The 21,751-nt window shown below is 58.1% G+C and carries 28 protein-coding genes; 24 read left to right on the top strand and 4 right to left on the bottom strand.

The annotated features are described in order from the left end of the window. Window positions 1–443 precede the first annotated feature (443 nt). The 11 genes from JZ00_RS05275 (at window position 444) to JZ00_RS05325 (ending at window position 8,763) form a co-directional block, all read left to right on the top strand. Complete coding sequence (locus JZ00_RS05275) at window positions 444–1,025, top strand: STY4534 family ICE replication protein (RefSeq protein ID WP_039588666.1); 582 nt, start codon at window positions 444–446, stop codon at window positions 1,023–1,025. A gap of 71 nt (window positions 1,026–1,096) precedes the next feature. After that, on the top strand, window positions 1,097–1,354 hold the full coding sequence (locus JZ00_RS05280) for a hypothetical protein (RefSeq protein WP_034113409.1): 258 nt from the start codon (window positions 1,097–1,099) through the stop codon (window positions 1,352–1,354). Between the two features lie 99 nt (window positions 1,355–1,453). Beyond that, the gene (gene radC / locus JZ00_RS05285) at window positions 1,454–1,948 is read left to right on the top strand and encodes a RadC family protein (protein WP_039588667.1); all 495 of its coding nucleotides are present in this window, start codon (window positions 1,454–1,456) and stop codon (window positions 1,946–1,948) included. Window positions 1,949–2,003: 55 nt separating this feature from the next. Beyond that, window positions 2,004–2,768, top strand: coding sequence for a DUF5983 family protein (locus JZ00_RS05290; protein ID WP_039588668.1), 765 nt, complete (start codon window positions 2,004–2,006; stop codon window positions 2,766–2,768). A gap of 89 nt (window positions 2,769–2,857) precedes the next feature. Further along, window positions 2,858–3,400, top strand: a complete 543-nt coding sequence (gene pilL2 / locus JZ00_RS05295) for a PFGI-1 class ICE element type IV pilus protein PilL2 (RefSeq protein ID WP_039588669.1) — start codon at window positions 2,858–2,860, stop codon at window positions 3,398–3,400. Next, a complete protein-coding gene (locus JZ00_RS05300) occupies window positions 3,397–4,068 on the top strand; it encodes a chemotaxis protein (RefSeq protein ID WP_039588670.1) in 672 nt (223 codons plus the stop codon). The genes pilL2 and JZ00_RS05300 overlap by 4 nt, the downstream gene beginning before the upstream one ends. A 9-nt stretch (window positions 4,069–4,077) precedes the next feature. Beyond that, window positions 4,078–4,797, top strand: coding sequence for a TIGR03759 family integrating conjugative element protein (locus tag JZ00_RS05305; protein ID WP_034113418.1), 720 nt, complete (start codon window positions 4,078–4,080; stop codon window positions 4,795–4,797). Beyond that, a complete protein-coding gene (locus JZ00_RS05310) occupies window positions 4,779–5,327 on the top strand; it encodes a lysozyme family protein (protein WP_039588671.1) in 549 nt (182 codons plus the stop codon). Before JZ00_RS05305 ends, JZ00_RS05310 begins: the two co-directional genes overlap by 19 nt. Further along, window positions 5,324–5,827, top strand: a complete 504-nt coding sequence (locus tag JZ00_RS05315) for an integrating conjugative element protein (protein ID WP_034113420.1) — start codon at window positions 5,324–5,326, stop codon at window positions 5,825–5,827. Before JZ00_RS05310 ends, JZ00_RS05315 begins: the two co-directional genes overlap by 4 nt. Before the next feature lie 9 nt (window positions 5,828–5,836). Beyond that, entirely contained in the window at window positions 5,837–7,942 is a 2,106-nt protein-coding gene (gene traD, locus JZ00_RS05320; RefSeq protein WP_039588672.1) for a type IV conjugative transfer system coupling protein TraD, read from the top strand. An 86-nt stretch (window positions 7,943–8,028) separates the two neighbouring features. Then, entirely contained in the window at window positions 8,029–8,763 is a 735-nt protein-coding gene (locus JZ00_RS05325; RefSeq protein ID WP_039588673.1) for a TIGR03747 family integrating conjugative element membrane protein, read from the top strand. A 20-nt stretch (window positions 8,764–8,783) separates the two neighbouring features. On the opposite strand, the gene JZ00_RS05330 is transcribed toward JZ00_RS05325, so the two are convergent. Further along, entirely contained in the window at window positions 8,784–9,200 is a 417-nt protein-coding gene (locus tag JZ00_RS05330; protein ID WP_235433046.1) for a hypothetical protein, read from the bottom strand. Window positions 9,201–9,648: 448 nt separating this feature from the next. On the opposite strand from JZ00_RS05330, the gene JZ00_RS05335 reads away from it, so the two are divergent. From JZ00_RS05335 to JZ00_RS05375, 9 genes are read left to right on the top strand one after another with little or no spacing between them, the layout of a single operon-like run. Further along, window positions 9,649–9,984 carry an integrative conjugative element protein, RAQPRD family gene (locus JZ00_RS05335; protein ID WP_039588815.1) on the top strand — a complete coding sequence of 112 codons (336 nt, stop codon included), beginning with the start codon at window positions 9,649–9,651 and terminating at the stop codon, window positions 9,982–9,984. Beyond that, window positions 9,981–10,220 carry a TIGR03758 family integrating conjugative element protein gene (locus JZ00_RS05340; protein WP_039588674.1) on the top strand — a complete coding sequence of 80 codons (240 nt, stop codon included), beginning with the start codon at window positions 9,981–9,983 and terminating at the stop codon, window positions 10,218–10,220. The genes JZ00_RS05335 and JZ00_RS05340 overlap by 4 nt, the downstream gene beginning before the upstream one ends. A gap of 17 nt (window positions 10,221–10,237) precedes the next feature. Then, the gene (locus JZ00_RS05345; protein ID WP_046509162.1) at window positions 10,238–10,609 is read left to right on the top strand and encodes a TIGR03745 family integrating conjugative element membrane protein; all 372 of its coding nucleotides are present in this window, start codon (window positions 10,238–10,240) and stop codon (window positions 10,607–10,609) included. A gap of 7 nt (window positions 10,610–10,616) precedes the next feature. After that, window positions 10,617–11,030: a TIGR03750 family conjugal transfer protein gene (locus JZ00_RS05350; RefSeq protein WP_039588675.1), complete on the top strand. Its 414-nt coding sequence runs from the start codon at window positions 10,617–10,619 to the stop codon at window positions 11,028–11,030. After that, a complete protein-coding gene (locus JZ00_RS05355; protein WP_039588676.1) occupies window positions 11,027–11,668 on the top strand; it encodes a PFL_4703 family integrating conjugative element protein in 642 nt (213 codons plus the stop codon). The genes JZ00_RS05350 and JZ00_RS05355 overlap by 4 nt, the downstream gene beginning before the upstream one ends. Beyond that, window positions 11,665–12,477, top strand: coding sequence for a TIGR03749 family integrating conjugative element protein (locus tag JZ00_RS05360; RefSeq protein WP_039588677.1), 813 nt, complete (start codon window positions 11,665–11,667; stop codon window positions 12,475–12,477). Before JZ00_RS05355 ends, JZ00_RS05360 begins: the two co-directional genes overlap by 4 nt. Next, a complete protein-coding gene (locus JZ00_RS05365) occupies window positions 12,467–13,984 on the top strand; it encodes a TIGR03752 family integrating conjugative element protein (protein ID WP_039588678.1) in 1,518 nt (505 codons plus the stop codon). Before JZ00_RS05360 ends, JZ00_RS05365 begins: the two co-directional genes overlap by 11 nt. Next, window positions 13,947–14,363, top strand: a complete 417-nt coding sequence (locus JZ00_RS05370; protein WP_039588679.1) for a TIGR03751 family conjugal transfer lipoprotein — start codon at window positions 13,947–13,949, stop codon at window positions 14,361–14,363. The genes JZ00_RS05365 and JZ00_RS05370 overlap by 38 nt, the downstream gene beginning before the upstream one ends. Continuing rightward, window positions 14,363–17,110 carry a conjugative transfer ATPase gene (locus tag JZ00_RS05375; protein ID WP_039588680.1) on the top strand — a complete coding sequence of 916 codons (2,748 nt, stop codon included), beginning with the start codon at window positions 14,363–14,365 and terminating at the stop codon, window positions 17,108–17,110. The genes JZ00_RS05370 and JZ00_RS05375 overlap by 1 nt, the downstream gene beginning before the upstream one ends. Window positions 17,111–17,134: 24 nt before the next feature. Here the strand turns inward: JZ00_RS05375 and JZ00_RS05380 are convergent, their stop codons facing one another. From JZ00_RS05380 to JZ00_RS29920, 3 genes are all read right to left on the bottom strand, one after another. Further along, the gene (locus tag JZ00_RS05380; RefSeq protein ID WP_039588681.1) at window positions 17,135–17,881 is read right to left on the bottom strand and encodes a zeta toxin family protein; all 747 of its coding nucleotides are present in this window, start codon (window positions 17,879–17,881) and stop codon (window positions 17,135–17,137) included. Continuing rightward, window positions 17,878–18,126, bottom strand: a complete 249-nt coding sequence (locus JZ00_RS05385) for a hypothetical protein (RefSeq protein WP_039588682.1) — start codon at window positions 18,124–18,126, stop codon at window positions 17,878–17,880. The genes JZ00_RS05380 and JZ00_RS05385 overlap by 4 nt, the downstream gene beginning before the upstream one ends. 182 nt (window positions 18,127–18,308) lie before the next feature. Next, window positions 18,309–18,650, bottom strand: a complete 342-nt coding sequence (locus JZ00_RS29920; RefSeq protein WP_235433047.1) for a LasR-specific antiactivator QslA — start codon at window positions 18,648–18,650, stop codon at window positions 18,309–18,311. A gap of 75 nt (window positions 18,651–18,725) precedes the next feature. Here JZ00_RS29920 and JZ00_RS05390 point away from each other — a divergent pair, with 75 nt between their 5' ends. The 4 genes from JZ00_RS05390 (at window position 18,726) to JZ00_RS05405 (ending at window position 21,750) form a co-directional block, all read left to right on the top strand. After that, window positions 18,726–18,983, top strand: a complete 258-nt coding sequence (locus JZ00_RS05390) for a helix-turn-helix domain-containing protein (protein ID WP_039588683.1) — start codon at window positions 18,726–18,728, stop codon at window positions 18,981–18,983. 119 nt (window positions 18,984–19,102) lie between these two features. Then, window positions 19,103–20,059, top strand: coding sequence for a TIGR03756 family integrating conjugative element protein (locus JZ00_RS05395; RefSeq protein WP_039588684.1), 957 nt, complete (start codon window positions 19,103–19,105; stop codon window positions 20,057–20,059). Continuing rightward, window positions 20,056–21,438 carry an integrating conjugative element protein gene (locus JZ00_RS05400; RefSeq protein WP_039588685.1) on the top strand — a complete coding sequence of 461 codons (1,383 nt, stop codon included), beginning with the start codon at window positions 20,056–20,058 and terminating at the stop codon, window positions 21,436–21,438. Before JZ00_RS05395 ends, JZ00_RS05400 begins: the two co-directional genes overlap by 4 nt. Window positions 21,439–21,441: 3 nt before the next feature. Next, a complete protein-coding gene (locus tag JZ00_RS05405; protein WP_039588686.1) occupies window positions 21,442–21,750 on the top strand; it encodes a hypothetical protein in 309 nt (102 codons plus the stop codon). The last annotated feature ends 1 nt before the right edge of the window (window position 21,751 follow it).

The raw sequence follows: 21,751 nt of genomic DNA on the forward strand, positions 1-21,751 counted from the left end.
CAGGCCCACTTTTCACTTTCGTCCGTCCAGTGTTTGCCACTGAATTCCGGCCATAAAAAATCGGGTTGCGGCGCCTTGACGCTCCCCTGTGACAGGCTTATATAAAGGGCGTGGTTTGCTGTCGTTGACAGCCCAGCCCAGGTAGCCAGAACCTTCAAGGCTACGCCACGTTCGTGGTGGTTTACCCAAGTGCGATCAGCATTCGGAAGCTCGCCCGGTTACCGCTTCAGCGGTGATGAATGCTCACTGTCCCCAGATCCGCAAACCACTGCTGCGGATCCTCTTCTGCTGCATCGCTATTTTCCCAGGCGCATCGTTCTGATCGTCATTGGCTTGCCGGTGACAAGTCGTTCATCGCTCGCCTTCACCTTACCCACCCTGACGGGGCTCACTTCCCCGTCAGGGGTTGTGCGTCGCCGTTTTCCCTTGAAAGGAGAACCATCATGGCCCACGCCAACCAATCCCAAGAAGCGACCACTTACTTCAATCTGCACACCGTCGGTATTGGCTACCTCAACCGTGTTCGTGAAGTACAAGTCCGCCGCGGCCAGCCATTCATGGCCTGCGATATCGCCGCCCTGCACGGTGCCACCGATGCGGTCGAGTACACCCGCTTCGACTGTAAGGTCGCTGGAGGCGAAGCTGAACGTTTAGTACGTCTCTATATGGACGCCGTCAAAGCAGAAAAAAAGGTCTTGCTGTCGTTCCGTATCGGCGATCTGTGGATTGACCCATTTCTCTATGAGAAAGGCGATAAACAAGGCCAACCGGGCGCCAGCCTGAAAGGTCGTCTGCTGTACATCGACTGGATCAAGGTCAACGGCACGTTCGAGTACAAAGCGCCCGCCAGGCAGGAGGCAACAGCACCTGCTGAGCAAGCGCCAAATAGTGAGCCATCCCCAACGTCGGCTGATGCCGAAGCTGAGGATACCGAAAACCCAACAGAGTCCAGGACTGAACCTGAATCTCCACCCACTCCCCGCACGGCCCGCCGTGTCGCCACACGTACTGTTCAGTCCGCCTGAACAATTCACGATGTTTTACATCAAGGCGCTCAATCGAGCGCCTTTTCTTCAGTCAGCACAGGAGAACCAACATGGAATCCTTCTGGCTTTGCGACGACTGCCTGTTCGCTGCGGCTTACGAGGACTACAGCACGTTATCGCTCTACTACACGACGGATGAGATCGAGAAACGCATCGCCGGTCTCCATCGCGGGCTGGTTCGGCTAATGCCCGTCAGTGCCGACTTCGACCCCGAAACTGGTCGCGGAATAAAAACCTTCTCCCCCTTGCCCTGCGATGGTTGTGACTCAGACCTGTACGGACAACGCCACCGATTCACTCGGCTGTAAAAAGTGCGTCATCGGCTAATAGCCGCGACTCTATATCCACCTTGGGGACACCACTCCCCACGGGTGTGTACCCCTGAATGTTCGCTTCGGAGGTACCCCATGAGCACCCCACTCACCCTGATTGAAACCTCGGATGTCGAGGCTGATCGTATCGCCCACGAAAACCAGCTGATTGATGAAGCGCTACGTATTCTGGACCGTCGGCTGTTCACCCGCGGCCCTAACCTAACGTCACCTGACGCCGTGGCCTCATACCTAAAACTGCATCTTGCACCACAAGAGCATGAAGTCTTCGGTGTGATTTTTCTCGATGCCCGCCATCGCGTTCTGGCATTCGAGATCCTCTTTCACGGGAGCATCGATGGCGCCAGCGTTTACCCCCGCCAGGTCGTCAAGCGCTCCCTAGCGCATAACGCAGCAGCTGCCATTTTCTGCCACAACCACCCCTCCGGTTGCACGGAACCCAGCCTGGCGGATCGCGCCTTGACCGCACGGTTGAAAGAGGCCTTGGACTTGATTGAAGTGCACTTATTGGATCACTTCATCGTCGGTGAAGGTCGTCCTCTCTCTCTTGCCGAGCATGGCTGGCTTTAACCCCCCCCAAAGGCGTCTACGGACGCCTTATTCATTTCCCTTCTGGAGAATCCTCATGAACCCAACACCCCAACCCTTAGCTCTGCCGGAAACCTCGAATCCATTTGCTCGCGGCTACGACAAACTGCATATCAAACGACTGCTACAGATCACTTACGCAAATGACTGCCCTCCCTGCTTTCGCCCCGTACACGACGCACAAGCCCATCTGCTCGATGATGCGTTAGAACTATTTCCCTGCCTGTTCAATGACGACGTGGCTCTGATCAGCGAGGGTCAGTCCATTCCGGATGAATTGGATGAACGCTTCCAGTCCACCGGGCTGGTACAGCAAGTGATCTATGACGTGACTGGCGCAATGCTCAACGAGCGACATCACGTCGGTGATCTGTACTCCTTGGAAGAAGCCCAAGCCTTGGTCCATCGTTTGAGCTTCGACACAGGACATTACAGCCGAACCTGGGAGCTCAGTACCGTACACCTCACTGACGAAGCGCTGCGTCACTTGGAACGCCGGGTTGGCAATTTTGACTCCAGGCCAACCGGACTGCTGTTTGAACCCTTTGCCCTACCAGACTGCAATGGCGTCGGGTGTAAGCTGATCGGCACGCCCTGGACCGACGATAACTTGGTTAAGATCGAGGGCAATCCTTACTCGTCGTTGAGGCAAGAACAGCTCGACGCCGGTACGCCGGAGGCTTTGGTCAACGTACTGTATCTGGCGGCATTGGCGGATGTGAGGTTGTTGATTTTCGACCCCGACGCTGCCGTCCTGGATGGGCTCGCCATTTATGACGAAATAGCAACGCGTTCTACTTAAACACAACCCGTCTTGAATCAACTTACTCACTGAATCGCTCCTTCACCTCATGTCAGGTTCTGCACTGAATCTGACATGAGGTTTTTTCCATGGAGCGTTTTTTCACGCCTGTCTGCCTGCTGGGCTTGCTGAGTGCCTGCACCGCGCAAATCCCGACCCCATTGCCGACTAATCCAAAGATTGATGGTGGCTCCAATCGGCCCCAGTTATCGAGGAGCCCGGCCGACGAAAGCCATCCGCCAGAGCTCCGCTATGGCCGCTATACACTGTTCAGCACCGAGCCCACCACGGAGCAACGTGATCTTCTCGCTCAAATCATTGATGTGAGCATTCCGTCCAACCTGAATCCTTCGGTACAGGAGGCGATGCACTACGTGCTGCAGCGCTCGGGTTATTCGCTCTGCCCTTCTGCCGAACCAGTAAAGATACTTTTCACCCGGCCTCTGCCCGCAGCCCATTACCGGCTCGGCCCGATCCCATTACGCAGCGCACTGCAGGTACTGGCTGGCCCCGCCTGGCAACTCACGACCGATGAGGTTAGCCGTTCGGTCTGCTTCGAACGGGAGAAAAATGACGCTGGCACCGTGCAGATCACACCAACCTCGTCCCATCAGTCGGAGGCACGCCCATGAAAGCCTCGACGTTTCAAACCCTCATTGTCGGCTCACTTTGCCTGGCGGTCTCCGGGCTGAGTGGTGGTTTGTATAACCAGTATCAACGCGTGACCGAGCTGGAAAATGCGAACGCCCAACGCCTACAGACCCTGGATACCCTGCAACGTGATTCAAGCACCCTCTTGGATGCACAGGAGAAGCTGCAGTACGCACTGAAAGACCTGAAACAGATGGTCGATTCCGGTGAGCAACAGGCCAATACCCTCGATCCGATGTTGGATCAATGGGCGCAGGAGATACAGGAACTGCGCGATGGTCTGGCAGCCCGTGCTACCGAAGCCGACATGATCGCGCTACGCGCACGACTTGAGCGCGTCGAGCAGCAACTCCTGGACCTCAAAAGTCAGCCACCACTCCCACCACCGACGCACTCCTCGGCCAAGCCGAAAAAAACCGCTCAGCCCAAGCCTGCCCCGCTCCTGCCGCCATTTTCAGTGTTGAGCGTCGAGTACCGCGGTGGGGAGCGCTTTCTGGCTGTCGCACCTCCTGTCAGTCGCTCGCTCAATGATATCCAGTTGCTGCACAACGGCGAGCAGTTCGGCACATGGCAACTGAAGGTGCTGGAGCCGAACGCGGCCATCTTCGCGGTGATCAATCACTCAGACCAGACCGTGCACCTTCCTTGAGAAACGATCATGAACAGAGCGCTGCTGCCCGCCGTCGTTTGTCTCGTTTCACTGTTTAGCACGGGCGCTGCGATGAGCAACCCTATCACGGCACCGTCACAGAACCGGGACACACAGTCCATTCCCTTGGAGCGCTCGCACTCTGAACAAGCTGCAAGCTGGGGTCTCACGGAGCAGGAGTGGACACGCTTCGAAAAAATTCAAGCCGGCCCGCGCGGTTTCTGGAGCCCGAGCCTCGACCCATTGACCGCGCTTGGGGTAGAGGCAGAGACCGACCAAGAGCGCCAGCGCTATGCCGAATTGCAGGTAGCGCTGGAAGCCAAACGTGCCGAGCGCGAGTTGGCTTACCAAAACGCCTACACCGCAGCTTGGGCCAAGCTGTTTCCTGGACTGTTGCCGATTCAGGGTATGGCATCCCCGCCCGCTGCTAGCTCACCGGTAGAGCCCCGCCGTGCTCTGTTTGTCGAAGACCATTGCCCTGCGTGCACCGCTGAAGCGCAGCGTCTGCAAAGCAGTGATACAGCGTTCGATATCTACCTGGTGGGTAGCCATGGTGAGGATGAACATGTCCGTGGCTGGGCGCGGCAAGCAGGCATTGATGCGAGCAAGGTCCAACACCGGCAAATCACCCTGAACCATGATCGCGGGCGCTGGTTCAGCCTGGGAGCCCCGAGACCGTTACCCGTCACATTTCAGCAGGTGAACGGACAATGGCAACGTCTCGATTGATTGCTATTGCGCTCCTGCTGACGGTGCACGCCGTCCGGGCAGACGAACTTCCGCCTCCGGCTTATCAACTGGCAGCGCATGACGCCAACGTTCCTTCCACGGTGTTGTTCGCGATTGCCCTGCAGGAGAGTGGCGCCCGCCTCCGTGGTCGACTGCTGCCCTGGCCCTGGACGCTGAATATTGCCGGTAGCCCTTACCGTTTCGCCAATCATCAGACCGCCTGTCACGCCTTGCTTCAGGCGCTTGCTCGGTATGACGCCAAGCGCGTCGATGCCGGGCTTGGGCAAATCAACCTGGGTTATCACGGACAGCATTTTTCCAGTCCCTGCGAAGCCCTTGAACCCTACCGCAATCTGGCCGTGACTGCCGCGCTGCTGCAAGAACATCACACCGTTACCGGTGATTGGGTGTCAGCTGCTGGCCGCTATCACCGCCCGGCAGGAGGAACGCCGGCCGCGCGTTACCGCGTCGGCTTTTCCCGACAACTCGAACGATTGCAGGTTTCCTCTAAAGAGGGCACACCACCATGAAGCGAATTCCCAGTGCGTATAACTTCGCCATGCTCTTGGCAGCGTTCGCCCAGCCGGTACTGTCGTTTGCAGAAGTTCACACTCGCCCCCAGTTTGAAGCTTCCACGCCGCCAATAAACAACAAGACCCAGCCTGCTCGGGCCATACATGCAGACCTATCTGCATTTGCCGATGAAACCTGGATACTGCCCGTGCGCAGCTCTCACTTGAGCCCAGGCCAAATCACAACTCGCACCCTAGACATGCCGGGCTTGCAGCCATTTTTCCTTGTCGGGGAGGATCCCCAATCGTTGGCTTGGCTGCATCAGCGTGCGACTGAACTGCAAGAAATGGGGGCAGCCGGCCTCGCCGTCGAAGTGACCGATACTGAAGCCCTGGCCCGAATTCGAGCAGCCGCGCCGGGCATCACCATCCTGCCGGTCAACGGGAACGACATCGCCTCTCGCCTGAAAATTAAGCACTACCCTGTCTTAATCACAGCCACCTCACTGGAACAGTGAGTCTGGGTCATGGCCGAGCATGCGATGGAGTCCAAACTCCGGCCCGCAGTCGAGCTGTATACCGTGGCGATCTGCGTCGCCGCGGTGGTGTTATGCGTGTACTCGCCCTGGGCCGTGGCCCTATCACCCGAGATCGGTCTGATTGCGGCTCTGGCCTATGCCCTGTTCGGTTTGATCCGCCTCCGACAAGCCTGGGAGGTGTTGCGCTATCGGCGCAATATCCGCCGGCTGCCTCGCTACGAGCTGACCAGCCGGCAGATTCCGGTGAGCGGCAAACGTCTGTTCATGGGCCGCGGCTTTCGCTGGACCCGCCTGCACACCCAGCGCTTGGTCGAGGCCCAGGATCCGGCCGTCGCCCACTACGTCGACCAACCGACCCGTTACCGTCTGGCACGTGGACTCGAACGTAGCCTAGAACATGCACCATTTCCGCTCTCGACATTGGCCCGTGTCACCGCCTGGGACAATGCCTTCAATCCGTTGCGCCCTTTACCCCCAGTCGGTGGCTCATCGCTGTTGCATGGGGTCGAGCCCGACGAAACGGAAGTCAGCCTGCCGCTGGGTGAACGAGTCGGACATACCCTCGTGCTGGGCACGACCCGTGTCGGCAAGACACGGCTCGCCGAGGTGTACATCACCCAAGACATCCATCGCGTCGAACATGAGGTGGTCATTGTCTTCGATCCGAAGGGCGATGCCGACCTGCTCAAGCGCATGTATGTCGAAGCCAAACGCGCCGGTCGGGAAAAGGAGTTTTATGTCTTCCATCTGGGCTGGCCGGAGATCTCCGCGCGCTACAACGCCGTGGGGCGCTTCGGGCGCATCTCGGAAGTGGCCTCACGCATCGCCGGGCAGCTCAGTGGCGAAGGCAACTCGGCGGCCTTCCGCGAGTTCGCCTGGCGCTTCGTCAATATAATCGCCCGCGCCCTGATCGAACTGGGCCGACGCCCGGACTACCTGCAAATCCAAAGACATGTGGTCAACATCGACGCACTGTTCATCGAATACGCCCAGCAGTTTTTCGCCAAGACCGACCCAAAAGCGTGGGAAGTGATTGTCCAGCTTGAAGGCAAGCTGACCGAGAAGAACATTCCCCGGCATATGGTCGGACGCGAAAAGCGCGTGGTGGCCATCGAGCAGTACCTGGCGGTGAAACGGGTATTTGATCCGGTACTGGACGGACTGCGTTCGGCTGTACGCTACGACCGTACTTACTTCGACAAAATCGTTGCCTCGCTACTGCCGCTGCTGGAGAAACTCACCACCGGCAAGACCGCCCAATTACTGGCTCCCAACTACACCGATTTAGATGACCCGCGGCCAATCTTCGACTGGATGCAAATCATCCGAAAACGCGGCATCGTTTACGTCGGCCTGGATGCGCTGACCGATGCCGAGGTGGCTGCCGCCGTGGGCAATTCAATGTTCGCCGACTTGGTCTCAGTCGCGGGCCACATCTACAAACATGGCATTGACCATGGCCTACCCCAATCGGGCGGCACCAGCGACAAGCTGCCGATCAACCTGCACGCCGATGAGTTCAACGAGTTGATGGGCGATGAATTCATCCCGCTGATCAACAAGGGTGGCGGTGCCGGCATCCAGGTAACCGCCTACACCCAGACCCTCAGCGATATCGAGGCGCGCATTGGCAACCGGGCCAAAGCCGGTCAAGTGATTGGCAACTTCAACACCCTGCAGATGCTCCGAGTGCGCGTAACCGCTACCGCGGAGTTACTCACCAAGCAGTTGCCTATGGTGAATGTACTGACAAAAACGCTGGTATCCGGAGCCACAGACACCTCCGATCCTGAGGCCAATACCGATTTCACTTCGTCTTCGCAGGATCGGGTCAGCAGCACCAGCGTGCCGTTGATCGAGCCCGCTCACATCGTCAGCTTGCCCAAAGGGCAAATGTTCTCCTTCCAGGCCGGTGGGCAGCTCTGGAAAGTCCGCATGCCGTTGCCAAAACCCTCCAACGACGATGCTATGCCCAAAGACCTGCAGGAGCTTACCCAGCGAATGCGGGCCACCTATAACGAGCAGGCAGGACAATGGTGGAGTGCAAGCGGTGGCGGTCCAACCACAAAATTCGATCTGGATCAGGTGGGGTAGCCCGCCCCGCTACAGGTTTTGATTCAGCAGAAACGATCCAGAAGACAACGTGACGTCATCAGCGCTGCAACGCATTGGAGTAAAGGATGGCGACTTCCGTACAGAACACGCCGCCACAACAACCGATCCAGCGCCCGGGATTGATTATCTCGGCAATCAGCCTCGTCCTGCGCATCATCGGCCTGCTGATGGCCTCGCTGCTATTCTCGATCCTCATCGAGTTCGCCGGTTTGCTGCTGTTCTGGAGTGACCAGGGTTGGCGACACAGCCAAGCCATGCTGACTAGTGAATTGGGTTGGCTCAGCGAGCACTTCAAATCCTCACTGATCATTCAACAACCCGGGCAGACGATTGGCCAGTGGCTGGACTTTCTCAATCAGTGGTTGTTGGTCAAGACCGGCTTTGCGGACTTTGCCCAACAGGCCCGAGTGTCGAGTCAGGGCAACGGTTTCTGGAGTTGGATCAACCAGCTCTACGTAAGCATTGAGGATTTCGTGCTGGCTGCAGTGTATGTGGCCTTCACCTTCGTGGTGCGCCTGACCATTCTCGTCATGGCCACACCACTATTTTTGTTGGCCTCGTTCACCGGTTTTGTCGATGGTTTGATGCGTCGCGATCTACGCAAATTTGGAGCAGGACGAGAAAGCAGCTTTGTCTATCACCGCGCTAAGCGAGCTGTATTTCCACTGCTGATCGTACCCTGGATTATTTACCTATCCCTACCGTTTTCGCTCAACCCTATAGCGTTTTTTTTGCCTTGCGCGATGATGCTCGGGATAGCAACCGCTATCACCGCGGCGACATTCAAAAAATACATTTAATAGAAAGCACTGCGGGCGTGCTAAACCATTCCGGTCAATTTAGCCAATACCGCGACGATATAACCGCCAATGATAGACAAACCAATGATACCCCATGGCCGCTGCCACCAATCACTCGTGGAAGATGGCGGCATTGATTGCTGATAAAAATTGATGTGGCCGATCTGATTTGCGTTGACTTGGGTTGCGGCACCATTCTGCATCGAGCTGCGCCAGTGGGCTTCCTCAATACGTTCAAGCTGGACCTGAACACGCCCTCTGAGATGTCTAGCGGAAAGGAGCAATTGCTTTCCAACAATCATTACACCCAGCAACCCGAGAAACAGCAAATTCCCATAGCTGAGTGGTTTTTCCTGGTTGAGAGTAGGCGCGTTGCTCCAAACTAAACCGATGAAGGGCGATGTGATTTGGTAAATAGCAGCTATCAAGTTTTGCATCAGCCCACCCAGACGCCCAAAGATCTCTGATCTCAGCGAGTTTCTCCGCTTGACGGTGTAGGGAAATCAACAACGAGACAAAATAAAATAATGCACCAAAGACCATCAAGGAGAGGCCCACGCCCTGCCGAATACGATACCGCCGAATTGCTTGTTGAATATTCACTCTTTGCACTCACTCTTCGTTAACTGATTTCGTTGGAGCTTATCTGCGCCCCGCTAGCGACGTAGTTAGCGGAATCAAACGTTAACGGCCACCAATCGTTTTTCATGAGCAATCGAGACAGAGCTTGCAGTGTAATCGTGTCATTTTCCCCTGTTTTTGACCTTCGATACGGTGCCCCAAAGAGCCGTATAGAAATAAATGACGCAGCGTGTTTCATGTTTCTTACTGCTGAGCCCTGGAGGTTAGATGAATGCTGGCCCCATCTCCAAACGGGCTATCCGCATGTCAACCAAATTTTTCCGAATCTGCTCACTGTTCGTTCTGACGACGTTCCATAGCGGCAGCTATGCCGAATCTGCTCATGAGCAAGATCAGTTCAGTCTAATTCTGCAGCAACTCGACGCCATCGAACGCCTTGCGACACGAGCTGAGGCAGCCAGCACGGCTGAACCAGTCGAGCGCTATCGCTTCGACTATCTCCGTCTGTCTAAGGACATCCAACGTATTCGCCAGGGGGTGCAGGGCTATATGTCCCCCTCTCGCGCTCAACCCCGCGATCCCCATGAAATGGTGGGCGATTACCGCCTTGATACCCCGGAAGCGGAGGCTTCGCCATGAGCATGACTGACGCTCAGACGGCCGCCTTCCAAAACGCCTCCGGTTTTTCGGCGCAGAGCAGTTCGACGCTCTGGCTGTCCTTGGTTCTCGTCCTGGCTTTGCTGTGGTGTGCCTGGGTGATGTGGACGGCTTACCGGGGCTGGGCCACCGGCAGTGTGCGCTTCGGCGCGCTTGGCGGAAGTACCGCACGCGTGCTGCTCACCTTGTTGGTCCTGATGCTCTTCACCCTGTCCTAACCCAGGAGATCGCCACCATGCTCAAGTGCTTTGCCCCTCTGAAAAACAATCTGCGAGATCGTGCCAGCCAACGCTTGATCGGTCTGCTGCTGGTGCTCGGCCCAAGCCTAGCTTTCGCCGAGCTCCCCACCATGGAAGCCCCTTCGCGCGGTGAAGGATCCGGATTGATCGAGACGATCAAAAACTACGCCTACGACGGCGGCATCTTGCTCGGTCTGCTAATCGCCCTACTCGCTTTTCTCGGCGTGGCCTGGCATTCCCTGACCGTTTATGCCGACGTGCAGAACCAGCGCAAGACCTGGAAGGACTTGGGTGCTGTAGTCGGTATCGGAGCTCTGCTGGTGGTGATCATCATCTGGTTCCTGACCAAGGCTGCCGCGATTCTGTGAGGTCGACATGAACAACACTATCGAACGCCTTGCCGACGGCACCTTGGTTTTTCTGCCCGAGCGACTCAATCGCGACCCTGCCGTACTGCGAGGTTTGACCAATGATGAGATGTGGGTAGCGCTGGGTACCGGCGCAGTCATCGGCCTGCTGCTGGGCGTTCCTCTGGCGATCGCCACCGCTTCCATTGCCGTAGCGCCGACCGGCATGATCGCAGGCATGGCCGTGGTGTTATTGGCCAGTGGCACGCTTTTGCGTCGAGCCAAACGGGCCCGTCCCGAGACCTGGTTGTACCGCAAGCTCGAATGGATACTGGCTAGCCGTTGGCGCTTGGATCGCGGCAATCTGATTCTCCACTCCGGTGCCTGGACGGTCCGCCGTTCACGTCGGCTGCGTTCTGCCCTGTCCCGGTGGCAGCCATGAGCCGCTTTCGGAACAAGGTGGATGCCCAACAGGCCCATATCTTCAGCCTGCGCCTGGCGGTAATAGTCCTTGCGCTAGTCTGTGCCGGGCTCTGGTACGGCTGGCGCTCGGCACCGACCGATCTGACCGTGCATGTCCCCCCGGATCTACGCTCGGGCAGCACGCGCAAGTGGTGGGATATCCCCTCAGAGAATGTGTATGCCTTTGCCCTGTATATTTTTGGTCAGCTCAACCGCTGGCCCTCGGATGGCGAGCAGGACTATCGCCGCGCAATCTATGGTTTGCAGTCCTACCTTACACCCGCCTGCAAGGCCTTCCTCGACGGTGACTACGAGTACCGCAAGGCCGCTGGCGAGCTGCGCCAGCGGGTACGTGGCGTCTACGAAATTCTGGGCCGAGGCTATAGCGAAGATCCGGAACTCAGGGTCAAGCAACTCGATCTCGACAGCTGGCTGGTCACCCTCGACCTCAACGCCGATGAGTATTACGCCGCCGAACCGGTGAAAAGGGTGGTGGTGCGTTATCCATTACGCGTGGTGCGTTTTGATCTGGACCCCGAACGCAATAAGTGGGGGCTGGCACTGGACTGTTATCAGGGCACGCCGCAAAAAATCGCTCTGCCTGGAGGTGAGCCATGACGGGGATTTCTACCCTGGGGCTCACCATCGCACTGATGCTATCGGGAGTCGCAGCGCAGGCCGTCGAGTTGATGCGCTGGGAACGCCTCCCTCTCGCGGTCCCACTGGTGATCAATCAGGAGCGGGTGGTCTTTATCGATGAGGATGTCCGAGTCGGCGTACCCTCAACTCTGACCGGCAAGCTGCGCGTGCAATCTACCGGCGGAACGCTGTACCTGCACGCGTCAGAAGCCATTGCACCTACCCGATTACAACTGCAATCGGTCGCGACGGGCGAGATCATCCTCTTGGACATTGCAGCCGCGCCTGGCGATCAACCGCTGGAACCCGTACGTATTCTCAAGAATGCTCAGCGGCAGCCTACCGAGGCTGAATCTAGCACTGTCCCTATTCCGGAACGTACGCCAATCCCAGTCGCTTTGACGCGCTACGCCGCGCAAAGCCTGTACGCGCCGCTACGCACCGTGGAGTCTCTGCCCGGCGTACGCCGCGTCCCGCTCAAGCTGCGCAGCGAACTGCCAACCCTGCTGCCGACAGAAAACGTGTCCAGTACCCCCATCGCCGCCTGGCGGCTCGGTGATTACTGGGTGACGGCGGTGAAGTTACGCAATCGTGGTTCAGAGACGGTGCAACTCGATCCACGTCGACTTCAGGCCACCTTGTTCGCCGCGACCTTCCAGCATGCTTTCCTCGAGCCGGTCGGCAGCGCAGAAGACACCACGATCGCCTACCTCGTCACTCGCAGTGCCGGCCTCGAACAGGCCGTGCTGCTCCCGCCCGTTGCGCGAGGGGCTGACGATGAAAGCTAACGCCTTGCTCAAATGGCTGGTACCGGCCGCGCTGCTGGCCGTGGTGGTGATCATCCTGAAAACCTGGGTCGCGGGTGGCAGCACGCCCTCTCCAGAGGGCCCAGTTGATCAGAGCAACCTTCAGTTATCCACCGAGCAAGCCAAGTCGCTCGGCATTGCTGGCGATACCCCCCGCGATACGGTCGCCACCCTGGTCGGCCAGGTGAAGGCCATGCGCAGCGACATGCTCGGTTTGAAGAAACACAACGATTCGCTGCAGACGGAAAACAACCGCCTGCGCGAGCGGGAAAACAGTGTTGATTCGCGTATCCAGACGGCGCTTGGCAGCGTGACTCAACAGGTCGACGAAGGTCGCCGACAAGCCAACGAGGCTCGACTCAAAGCGGAACAAGACAGTCGCCAGGCCCGTGGTCTGCTGACGCAATTGCAGGAGCAACTGTCGGGGCTGACCGGCAAGGACAAGGATATGCCTATCGGACTGGGGCTTGAGCCGGGCGACGGCTCCCAGTTCGAACGGCAGCATTCTGCCAATGATGCACTGCAGTGGATTGAGCCCTCGAATGCTCTGTCCACCGCCCCCCAGGGCAAAACCAAGACCGCGTCCGCCCTGAGTCTGCCTACTGCTTTCAATTCACTGGACGGTTTGAAGGACAATGCCATCGACCGCAGCCAGAAGCAGTTACGCGACGTCACCAAGGGTGAACGTGACCTGACACGCTCCGCTGATCGTACCGAAGGCGCGAAGCCGGTCTACACCATTCCCGAAAACGCAACATTGATGGGTTCGGTCGCCATGACCGCTCTGATCGGCCGAGTCCCAGTCGACGGCACCGTGAATGATCCCTATCCCTTCAAAGTGCTGGTCGGCCCCGAGAACCTGACCGCCAACGGCATCGATCTGCCGGACGTCGCGGGGGCCGTTATGAGCGGCACGGCATCCGGTGACTGGACCCTGTCGTGCGTACGCGGACAGGTCGAATCAATTACCTTTGTGTTTACCGACGACACTATCCGCTCGGTGCCTCAGCCGAAGGCAGTAGCCAGCCGCAACGCCTCCAACGCCCAGAGTTCGAGCACCGACAATATTCGTGGCGGACTCGGTTACCTGTCCGATCCGTACGGCATTCCTTGCATTGCCGGTGAGCGCCGCTCGAACGCTCAACAGTACCTCGGCAGCCAGAGCTTGATCACTGCCGCCGGCGCCGGTGTCGCCGCCTTGCTAGGAGACGAGCAGAACAACAGCAGCTTGATCAGTTCGGGCGGTAGTACGCTCGGGGTCGCCAGCAGCAGTGGCAATAGCGCACTGAGTTCAATTCTCAGTGGTGGGGTCAGCGACATTCGCGAGTGGATCAACAAATTGTATGGCGAGACCTTTGCCGCCGTGTACGTGCCCCCGGCGGCACAGGTCGCACTGCACCTCGACCATGAGATCACCATCGACTACGAGCCGAAGGGCCGGAGCGTTCGCCATGAAAAAGACCAAGCCTCTCTGCCTGACCTGGATTAGTTTGCTCTGCTGGGTCCTGGCGGGGTGTTCCACCGACAAGGAGACGCTGCTGCCCCATGGCGAGCAAACCATGCTGGACATCTGGAACGGTGCTGGTTCGCAAGGCACTCAGCAGCAACTGCTGGATGCTCGGCACCAGTTACGCCGTCCGCTGGACCAGGCAGATTTCTCCGTTGTTCTCCAGGAGCCGTACACACGCACAGCGGCGAACGAGATCCGCAACCTGTTCCCGCGCCTGCCCAATCCCGATCTGGTACTGTACGTGTATCCGCATCTGAGCGGTACCGAGCAGGCACCGATTCCGGGTTACTCGACCGTCTTTCCGTTCTACCAACGGGTGCAATACGCACTGCCCGGTGAACGACAGGAAGACCTGTAGTGCGTGCCGGTGATCCGAGCAATCGCACTTCGGCGTGGAAAGCCTGGCGCCACCCATTACGCCCTCGTGCCACCTTGGCCGATGAAGCTGCACTCTATGCGCACAACCCGAGCTTCACCGACTACTTGCCTTGGGTCGAATATCTGGAGACCGAGCAGTGTTTTCTACTCGATGACAATCGCTCGGTAGGCGCGGTGTTCGAGTTACTGCCCATCGGCACCGAAGGACGCGAACCCGATTGGCTGATGGCGGCCCGCGATGCCCTCGAGGATGCCCTGCAAAATAGTTTTGATGAACTGGATCAAGCGCCGTGGGTAGCGCAGTTTTTCTGCCAGGACGACAACGACTTCATCCCCTACCTGACCCGGCTCACCGATTATATTCAGGACAGCGCGCGAGGTACGGTCTTCACCGAAGCGTATTTGGAACTCAGCCGCCGTCATCTGAAGGCTATCGCCAAGCCGGGAGGTCTGTTCGAGGACAAGGCCGTCACGCGCCTACCCTGGAGGGGCAACAGCCGCCGGGTGCGCCTGGTGGTCTATCGTTGGCTCGAGTCTGACGCTGAGGAGACCGGACTTATCCCAGTGCAAGCCCTGCATCAGGCTTGCGAACGTATCGCGGCTTCGTTGCAAACGTGTGGGGTGAAATCGACGCGAGTCGATGGCCCAGGTTTGTATGCCTGGCTGCTGCCTTGGTTCAATCCAGCCCCCAAGCTCACCGATGAAGCGCCCGAGGAGTTCTACCGCTGTGTGGCCTATCCGGAGTCGGCCGACGGTGAGTCGCCGGAACTGCCCTTCGATCACGACTTTGCCGAGCGTTTATTCTTCAACGAACCGCGTTCGGATGTTCAGCGTGGACTCTGGTTTTTCGATGGTCAGCCCCATCGAGTCATGGTGGTGGACAAGCTGCGGCGGGCCCCCTTGATAGGCCAACTCACTGGCGAAACCCGCAAGGGCGACGCGGTGAATGCGCTGTTCGACCAGTTGCCCGAAGGCACGGTGATGAGCCTGACCTTGGTGGTCAAACCCCAAGATATGCTAGAGGAGCAGTTGAACCGCCTGGCGCGCAAAGCCATCGGTGAAAACCTGGCCTCGACCCAGACCCGTCAGGATGTTGAAGAGGCTCGCGCGATCATCGGCCGCCAGCACAAGCTGTACCGCGGCACCCTGGCGTTTTACTTGCGCGGTCACGATGAGCAGCAATTGCACCAGCGCTCGATCAGCCTGGCCAGCGCGCTGCTGGGTGCGGGACTGCAACCAGTACGTGAAGGTGACGAGGTTGCCGCCTGTAACAGCTATCTGCGTTGGTTACCGATGATCTACAACCCGGCCCGCGACACGCGCAACTGGTACACGCGCCTGATGTTTGTCCAGCACCTGGCGAACCTGGTTCCGGTGTGGGGCCGCAGTACCGGCACAGGCCACCCAGGCATCACCCTGTTCAATCGTGGTGGCTCGCCGTTGAGCTTTGATCCATTGTCACGCCTAGATCGGGCCATGAACGGCCATCTGCTGTTGTTCGGCCCCACCGGCGCCGGCAAGTCGGCCACCCTGGTCACCCTGCTGATGCAGATCATGGCGGTGTACCGCCCTCGCCTGTTCATCGTTGAGGCCGGTAACTCATTCGGTTTACAGGGCGACTACTTCGCAACGCAAGGCCTGTCGGTCAACAAGGTCCAATTGAAACCTGGTACCGCGGTCAGCCTCGCCCCGTTCGCCGATGCCTGGCGCCTGGTCGAGCAGCCGGATCAGGTGGCGAGTCTATCGATCGATGAGTGGGACGATGAGGTGGTAACCAGTCACGAAGACCAGCGCGATGTTCTCGGCGAACTGGAAATCACCGTCCGCCTGATGATCACCGGCGGCGAAGCCAAGGAAGAAGCGCGCCTGAGTCGAGCCGATCGCAGCTTGATCCGCGAGTGCATCCTAGATGCGGCACAGACCTGTGTCGCAGCGGAGCGCCAGGTACTGACCCGCGACGTGCGCGACGCGTTGCTGCGCGTCGCCGCCGACCCGCACTTGCCAGAGAAACGTCGCGAGCGTGCCCAGGAAATGGGCGAGTCCATGGACCTGTTTTGCCAGGGTTTCGAGGGTGAACTGTTCGATCGTGAAGGCACGCCTTGGCCCGAGAGCGATGTGACCATTGTCGATCTGGCCACCTACGCTCGCGAAGGCTACGAGGCACAGATGTCCATCAGCTACATCAGCCTGATGAACACCGTGAATAACCTTGCCGAACGAGACCAGTACCTGGGCCGACCGATCATCATGGTCACCGACGAGGGCCATATCATCACCAAGAACCCGCTGCTGGCACCCTTCGTGGTCAAGGGCACGAAGATGTGGCGCAAGCTCGGCGCGTGGTTCTGGCTGGCGACGCAAAACCTTGCCGACTTCCCCACTGCCGCGCAGACCATGCTCAACATGATCGAATGGTGGATTTGCTTGAACATGCCGCCCGCGGAAATCGAAGAAATCGCACGGTTCAAGAAACTCACGCCGGCACAGAAAGCCTTGCTGCTCTCCGCCAGTAAGGAGCCGGGGAAATACACTGAGGGGGTCGTGCTCTCGAAGAAGCTCGAAACGCTGTTTCGAGCCGTGCCGCCCAGTCTTTATCTCGCCCTGGCCATGACGGAGCCTGAGGAAAAAGCCGAACGCTGGACACTGATGCAGAGCACCGGCTGCTCGGAATTGGAGGCGGCTTACCGGGTAGCTGAGCGGATCGATAGGATGCGAGGAATCAAGTGAAACGGAGCTGATCCTAGGTTTCGATCAACCCGGCAGTAAATCCTTGAACACCTTCTCCACGTAGGCCTGCATGAACCAGTCAGGGATCTCATCAGTCCTGAACTCAAGGTCGGTCCCGTCCGTTACTTCAGCGAGCAGCAGCAGATCAGCGCCGGAGTTATCAAAGATATAAGCCCGGTTCGAGGCTGCGATGGCCGCTGGTAATAGGTTCAGACAACGACCATAGCGCTGGACAATTTTTTCCGTGGGAACTGGGTGCCCACCTGCCGCAACACGGTTCTTGACCCTATTGATATTGATATCCGGGTCTTCAGTGGCGACAAAATAGAGGTAGGTGCGATATCCCGACGCTCTTGCCTTGAGCATAAAAGCGATTTTGTCCTCGCTAGACATCACCGTTTCGAAGGTGAACGACAACTGGGCTTCGAGGAGCTTGTGCCGAATAAAATCAGAGAGCACGGAAGCAAAATAGGAATTCATTTCCACGGTCTGAAAATTCAGGCCGTTGCCGCTGAAGTCTATTTTGGCCGCCTCTTCATCAAGCTGGGCCAACCGGATCAGGCGATGCGCCTTGATAAAACCGAGAACCTCATCACCTTCGGTTTCCAGCTGAAAATCGCTGAATTCCAGACGCCCGCCCTCTTTGGCGGCCTTTTCGATTTCATCCGGGTTGATATAGATGCCGATCAGGTGGGAAGGCACGGCACCCTTCATCGTGCTTTTGCCGGAACCGTTAGGACCGGCAAACATCCTCAGCCGAGGAACTGTCATGAGCAGCGACGCACCTTAATAATGCCGCCCAAGGTCACTTTATGCTTGGGCTTGGCCACTCGAATAACCTTGTGCTTACCATCGGCAGTCGTCTCAACGAGCATGCCGTCCATGACTTCCATCACGCTGCGTCCGGCCGCCAGCGCGTTGATATAGGCCGTATTGATCGCCCCTTCGGCCATGGCTGGGATTTTACCCTCCAGTCGGCTCACCAGATCATCACTCAACTCTTGGTCGGCTTTCATATCGAGCTCCACGTTCTCAGAGCGTGCAGAAATCTGCACTTACCAGAATCCTAGCTGCGTAGGTCTGTAACAGCACAATGCCACTTCTGTCAGACCTCCATTCTAGAGGAATGATGCCTGGAACCATACCTTCCAGTAAATTTTCCCGTGCAAGCCATGTCGTCAGGGTTGGAGCCGCACAGCTACGGTGAAACGCCTAGAAGCCGTTGCTGAATTCTCAATAAAAAACCTGCTTCGAAAGCATCCTGAGAGTCTCCTGCCGGACAAGTCTTACGTGCCTGCGCCAGCTCCCACCACAGCGGTACCTCACCAGGTGTATTAAGCCAGGCCTGAGCGCATTGCACGCCACGCTCGATCATCGGGGCAAATTCGTTGCCCCATGGCGTCAGAAGACTCGGACAACCATCCGCCGCAGGAATGGAAACGTAATTTTCGGTCATAGACACCTTAGCTTTCGATTTATTTATTAATGCTCGGTCTGTTCTAAGCAGCATAGAAACAAAATTGACACTCGGCTTAAGCATCAAAAAAGCCCGAATCAGAGCCAATGTAGACTATATCCCGTGGATTGAGAGTCCCTCAAGGCGCAGTTTGCGCGCATGACTCAAGACTTTGAACAGCTCCGTCTGCAACTTGCGGAAAACATCCGCTCGATGCGACGCGTGAAGAACCTTACCCAGGAGCAATTGGCGCTCATGGCCGAGGTGGATCGTACGTACGTGAGTCAAATCGAGCGAGGGGTAGGCAACCCGTCGCTATTGGTTCTCTGCAAACTCGCCAACATTTTCGAGATCAAAACGGATCAGTTGCTCATCGAGTCTGACGCGCTTGCTCGTACGCTGAGCGCTGAGCGCTGAATGACCCTCTGCTGATCTAGAAGGTCGCTGTAAACCGACTATCCTGCGGTCGGCTTTCTCACTGACACCCCTCTCTCGATCATTGAACCTGTCCAGGCCATACACCCAGAGCCTGGATCATGTCTGCTGCCTGCCCACATATTTCGCCTCAGAAGTTACATCCTTTGGTGCTGAGCATTCTGCTGGCATCCGGGTCAAGCGTGGCGCTGGATACCGGCAGCATTACCGCCTCCGTGCTTTCTCCAGACTGCATCGAGTACAGGGTCGTCGGCATCTGCTTCTGGTTGCTCTGCACCCCTTTTGGCTGCACGGTTAAAACCTCAACCAAGGTTCGTCATTTCATTCCTGAACTGGTGGTCTCCAGCTATGCCACCACCGGTAGCAATCCGTGGACCGAGATGGCCGCTCTCTCCTCTCCCACCAGCGGTGCGGAAGGTGGCGGTAACCTAATCACGCCGAACACCCAGCGCGATAACCTGCCTCGTTTCAAAAATGTTGATGGCATCGGCCACCCCGGAGGCTGGGCCGCCACCCAACTGGCCTCGCAATCCGGCTACGCCTGCGCCAGCGGCGCCACAGCTTTCATGCCCTACTACCTGAGCACTTTGGACTCACTGGCCTGGCGTCATGGCATCCCGGAAAGCCTTTACCCCGAGTCGCTCGTGCCCGGAATCCGTGAAATTGGTCATCAGCTCGCGGGAAACATGTGGGGCAACGTCTATCCCCGGCAAGGATTTCTGGTGCAACCCGACGACTTCAAAGCCGCTGCGGTGATGGCGCAGCGAGCGGGCGACCTCATTACCCGCAACTGGCAACCGCACGTGTATGTCCCACTCACACCCTTACCACGCGATGGTTACTGGCCGCCTGGCCCAATCGTTGAAAACAACGCTTCGACCCACAAATGGCAATTGCTCTCCCCTCTGGTTCAACCCACATGTGCCATCTTCCCCTGCGATCCGGTGCAGAGTGCGGATGGCGGCTACGCCTGGTCGCTGTGGCGTCCCTATAGCTGCTGCAAGCGTGAGGGACAGACCTTCCTGTTCAGCATCGACTTCGAAGGTGGTGCTTCATGAGGCGGCTTCTTGCAGGACCATGGTTGGACCCGATGAGTTTGTTGCTCTGCGGGCTGCTCGCCGTGGTCACGCATACCCATGCCGCCGAGGACGATTACCGTCTAGGCACTCAAGGCCAAGTGCTCGACGACCGGGTGATGTACACCATCGGTGGCGGCTCAGCAGCGGGCTCGCCGAGTTCGCTCTATCGTCCCAACGGGCTCGGTGTTGGCGGATCCTGGCAGGCAAACATGATGTGCGGAAATATGAGCCTCACCAACACTTTGCAAAACCAGCTGAACGGCGTTACCGAAGGGTTCCAGCAGATCATGGGCAGCATTGTGCAGAACGCGACCCAAGCTGTGATGTCGCTGCCGGCGATGATCATCCAGCGCGCCAACCCCGGGCTTTATGAGTTGTTGAGTAATGGGGTGATGCAAGGGCGCATCGACTTCGACCGTTCCAAGCTGACCTGCCAGGCCATGGCCGAGAAGATGGCGGACAAGGTCGGTCAAGCCGGTTGGGGCGCGCTGGCCAAGAACCAGGAGATGCAGGGCAACCTCGAACAAACCGACGGTGATGCGGTGGCCGCGGTGAAAAACACCGAGGCCCGTAACGGCAATAATGGGGTGTCATGGGTCGGCAGGCAGAAGGCTGGAGGTAGCGGACAAACACCCATCCGGGCAACCTCCGATGTGGTGCGCGCGGGCTACAACCTGCTGCATAATCGGTCCGTGGATGACAGCGCCTCGATCAGTAGCAGTGATTGCCTGGGCGGCGCTATTTGCCAGGCGTGGACCTCACCCCAGGAGGAATCCGAATGGGCTGTTCGAGTGTTGGGTGAGACCGAAGTCGCGACCTGCGACACCTGCGAGACTCTGCGGGCTACCGCTGGCAGCGGACTGACGCCGATGATCCAGGAGGCCTACAGTGAACACCTCAAGACCCTGCAAGGATTACTGTCCGGTTCTCTGCAGCCTACTCCTGACAATCTGGGCAAAGCCTCCAGCCCGATGCTGCCGGTGACCCGTGGTGTGATCGAAGCCCTGCGCGACGATCCTGATCAGGAACTCCTGGCGCGGCGCCTGGCCAGTGAGACGGCCCTGTCCAGCGTACTCGACAAAGCGCTCCTGCTATTACGCACGCTGCTGGCAGGCAGCCACGAACCTAACATCGCTTCCGCCGAACCGGCCCAAACGGCCTTGACGAAAAACATCGACACTCTGGAGCGTGAAATACGCCTACTGCAGACTGAGCTGCAGGTCCGGCAAATGTTGGCTACCAATACCGCCAGCCTGGTACTCGATCGACATGCCGGAGGTGCCGATGCTTCGCGTACCGTCGAACAAGGCGACCCCGAGCCTGGCCGACTCAATGATGCTGACGCCAGGAACAAGTGAGCCATGAAACGCTCACCGCTATTCACTTTGCTGTCAAGTCTAGGGATCGCCGCAGGGATGATTCTGACCGCCGCACTGATCGCCTGGATCGGCTGCACTGCGCTGGGTAGTTTCGGGGGCTGGCAGAAAGCCTTGGAATCGATACGGCCTTATTTGCGGTGGTGGCGTGTCCTGCTTTACGGCGTTCTCTTTGCACTCTGGTGGGACCTGCTGAGGCGCCACCGACATCGACCACAGGACCGACTGCGCGTGAAACGCGCCGGGACATTAGGGTTCTTGATCTTTACCTGCGTCGAGCTCACTCGATTGTGAG

It is taken from the genome of Pseudomonas frederiksbergensis, from assembly GCF_000802155.2.
GTDB lineage: Bacteria > Pseudomonadota > Gammaproteobacteria > Pseudomonadales > Pseudomonadaceae > Aquipseudomonas > Aquipseudomonas frederiksbergensis_A.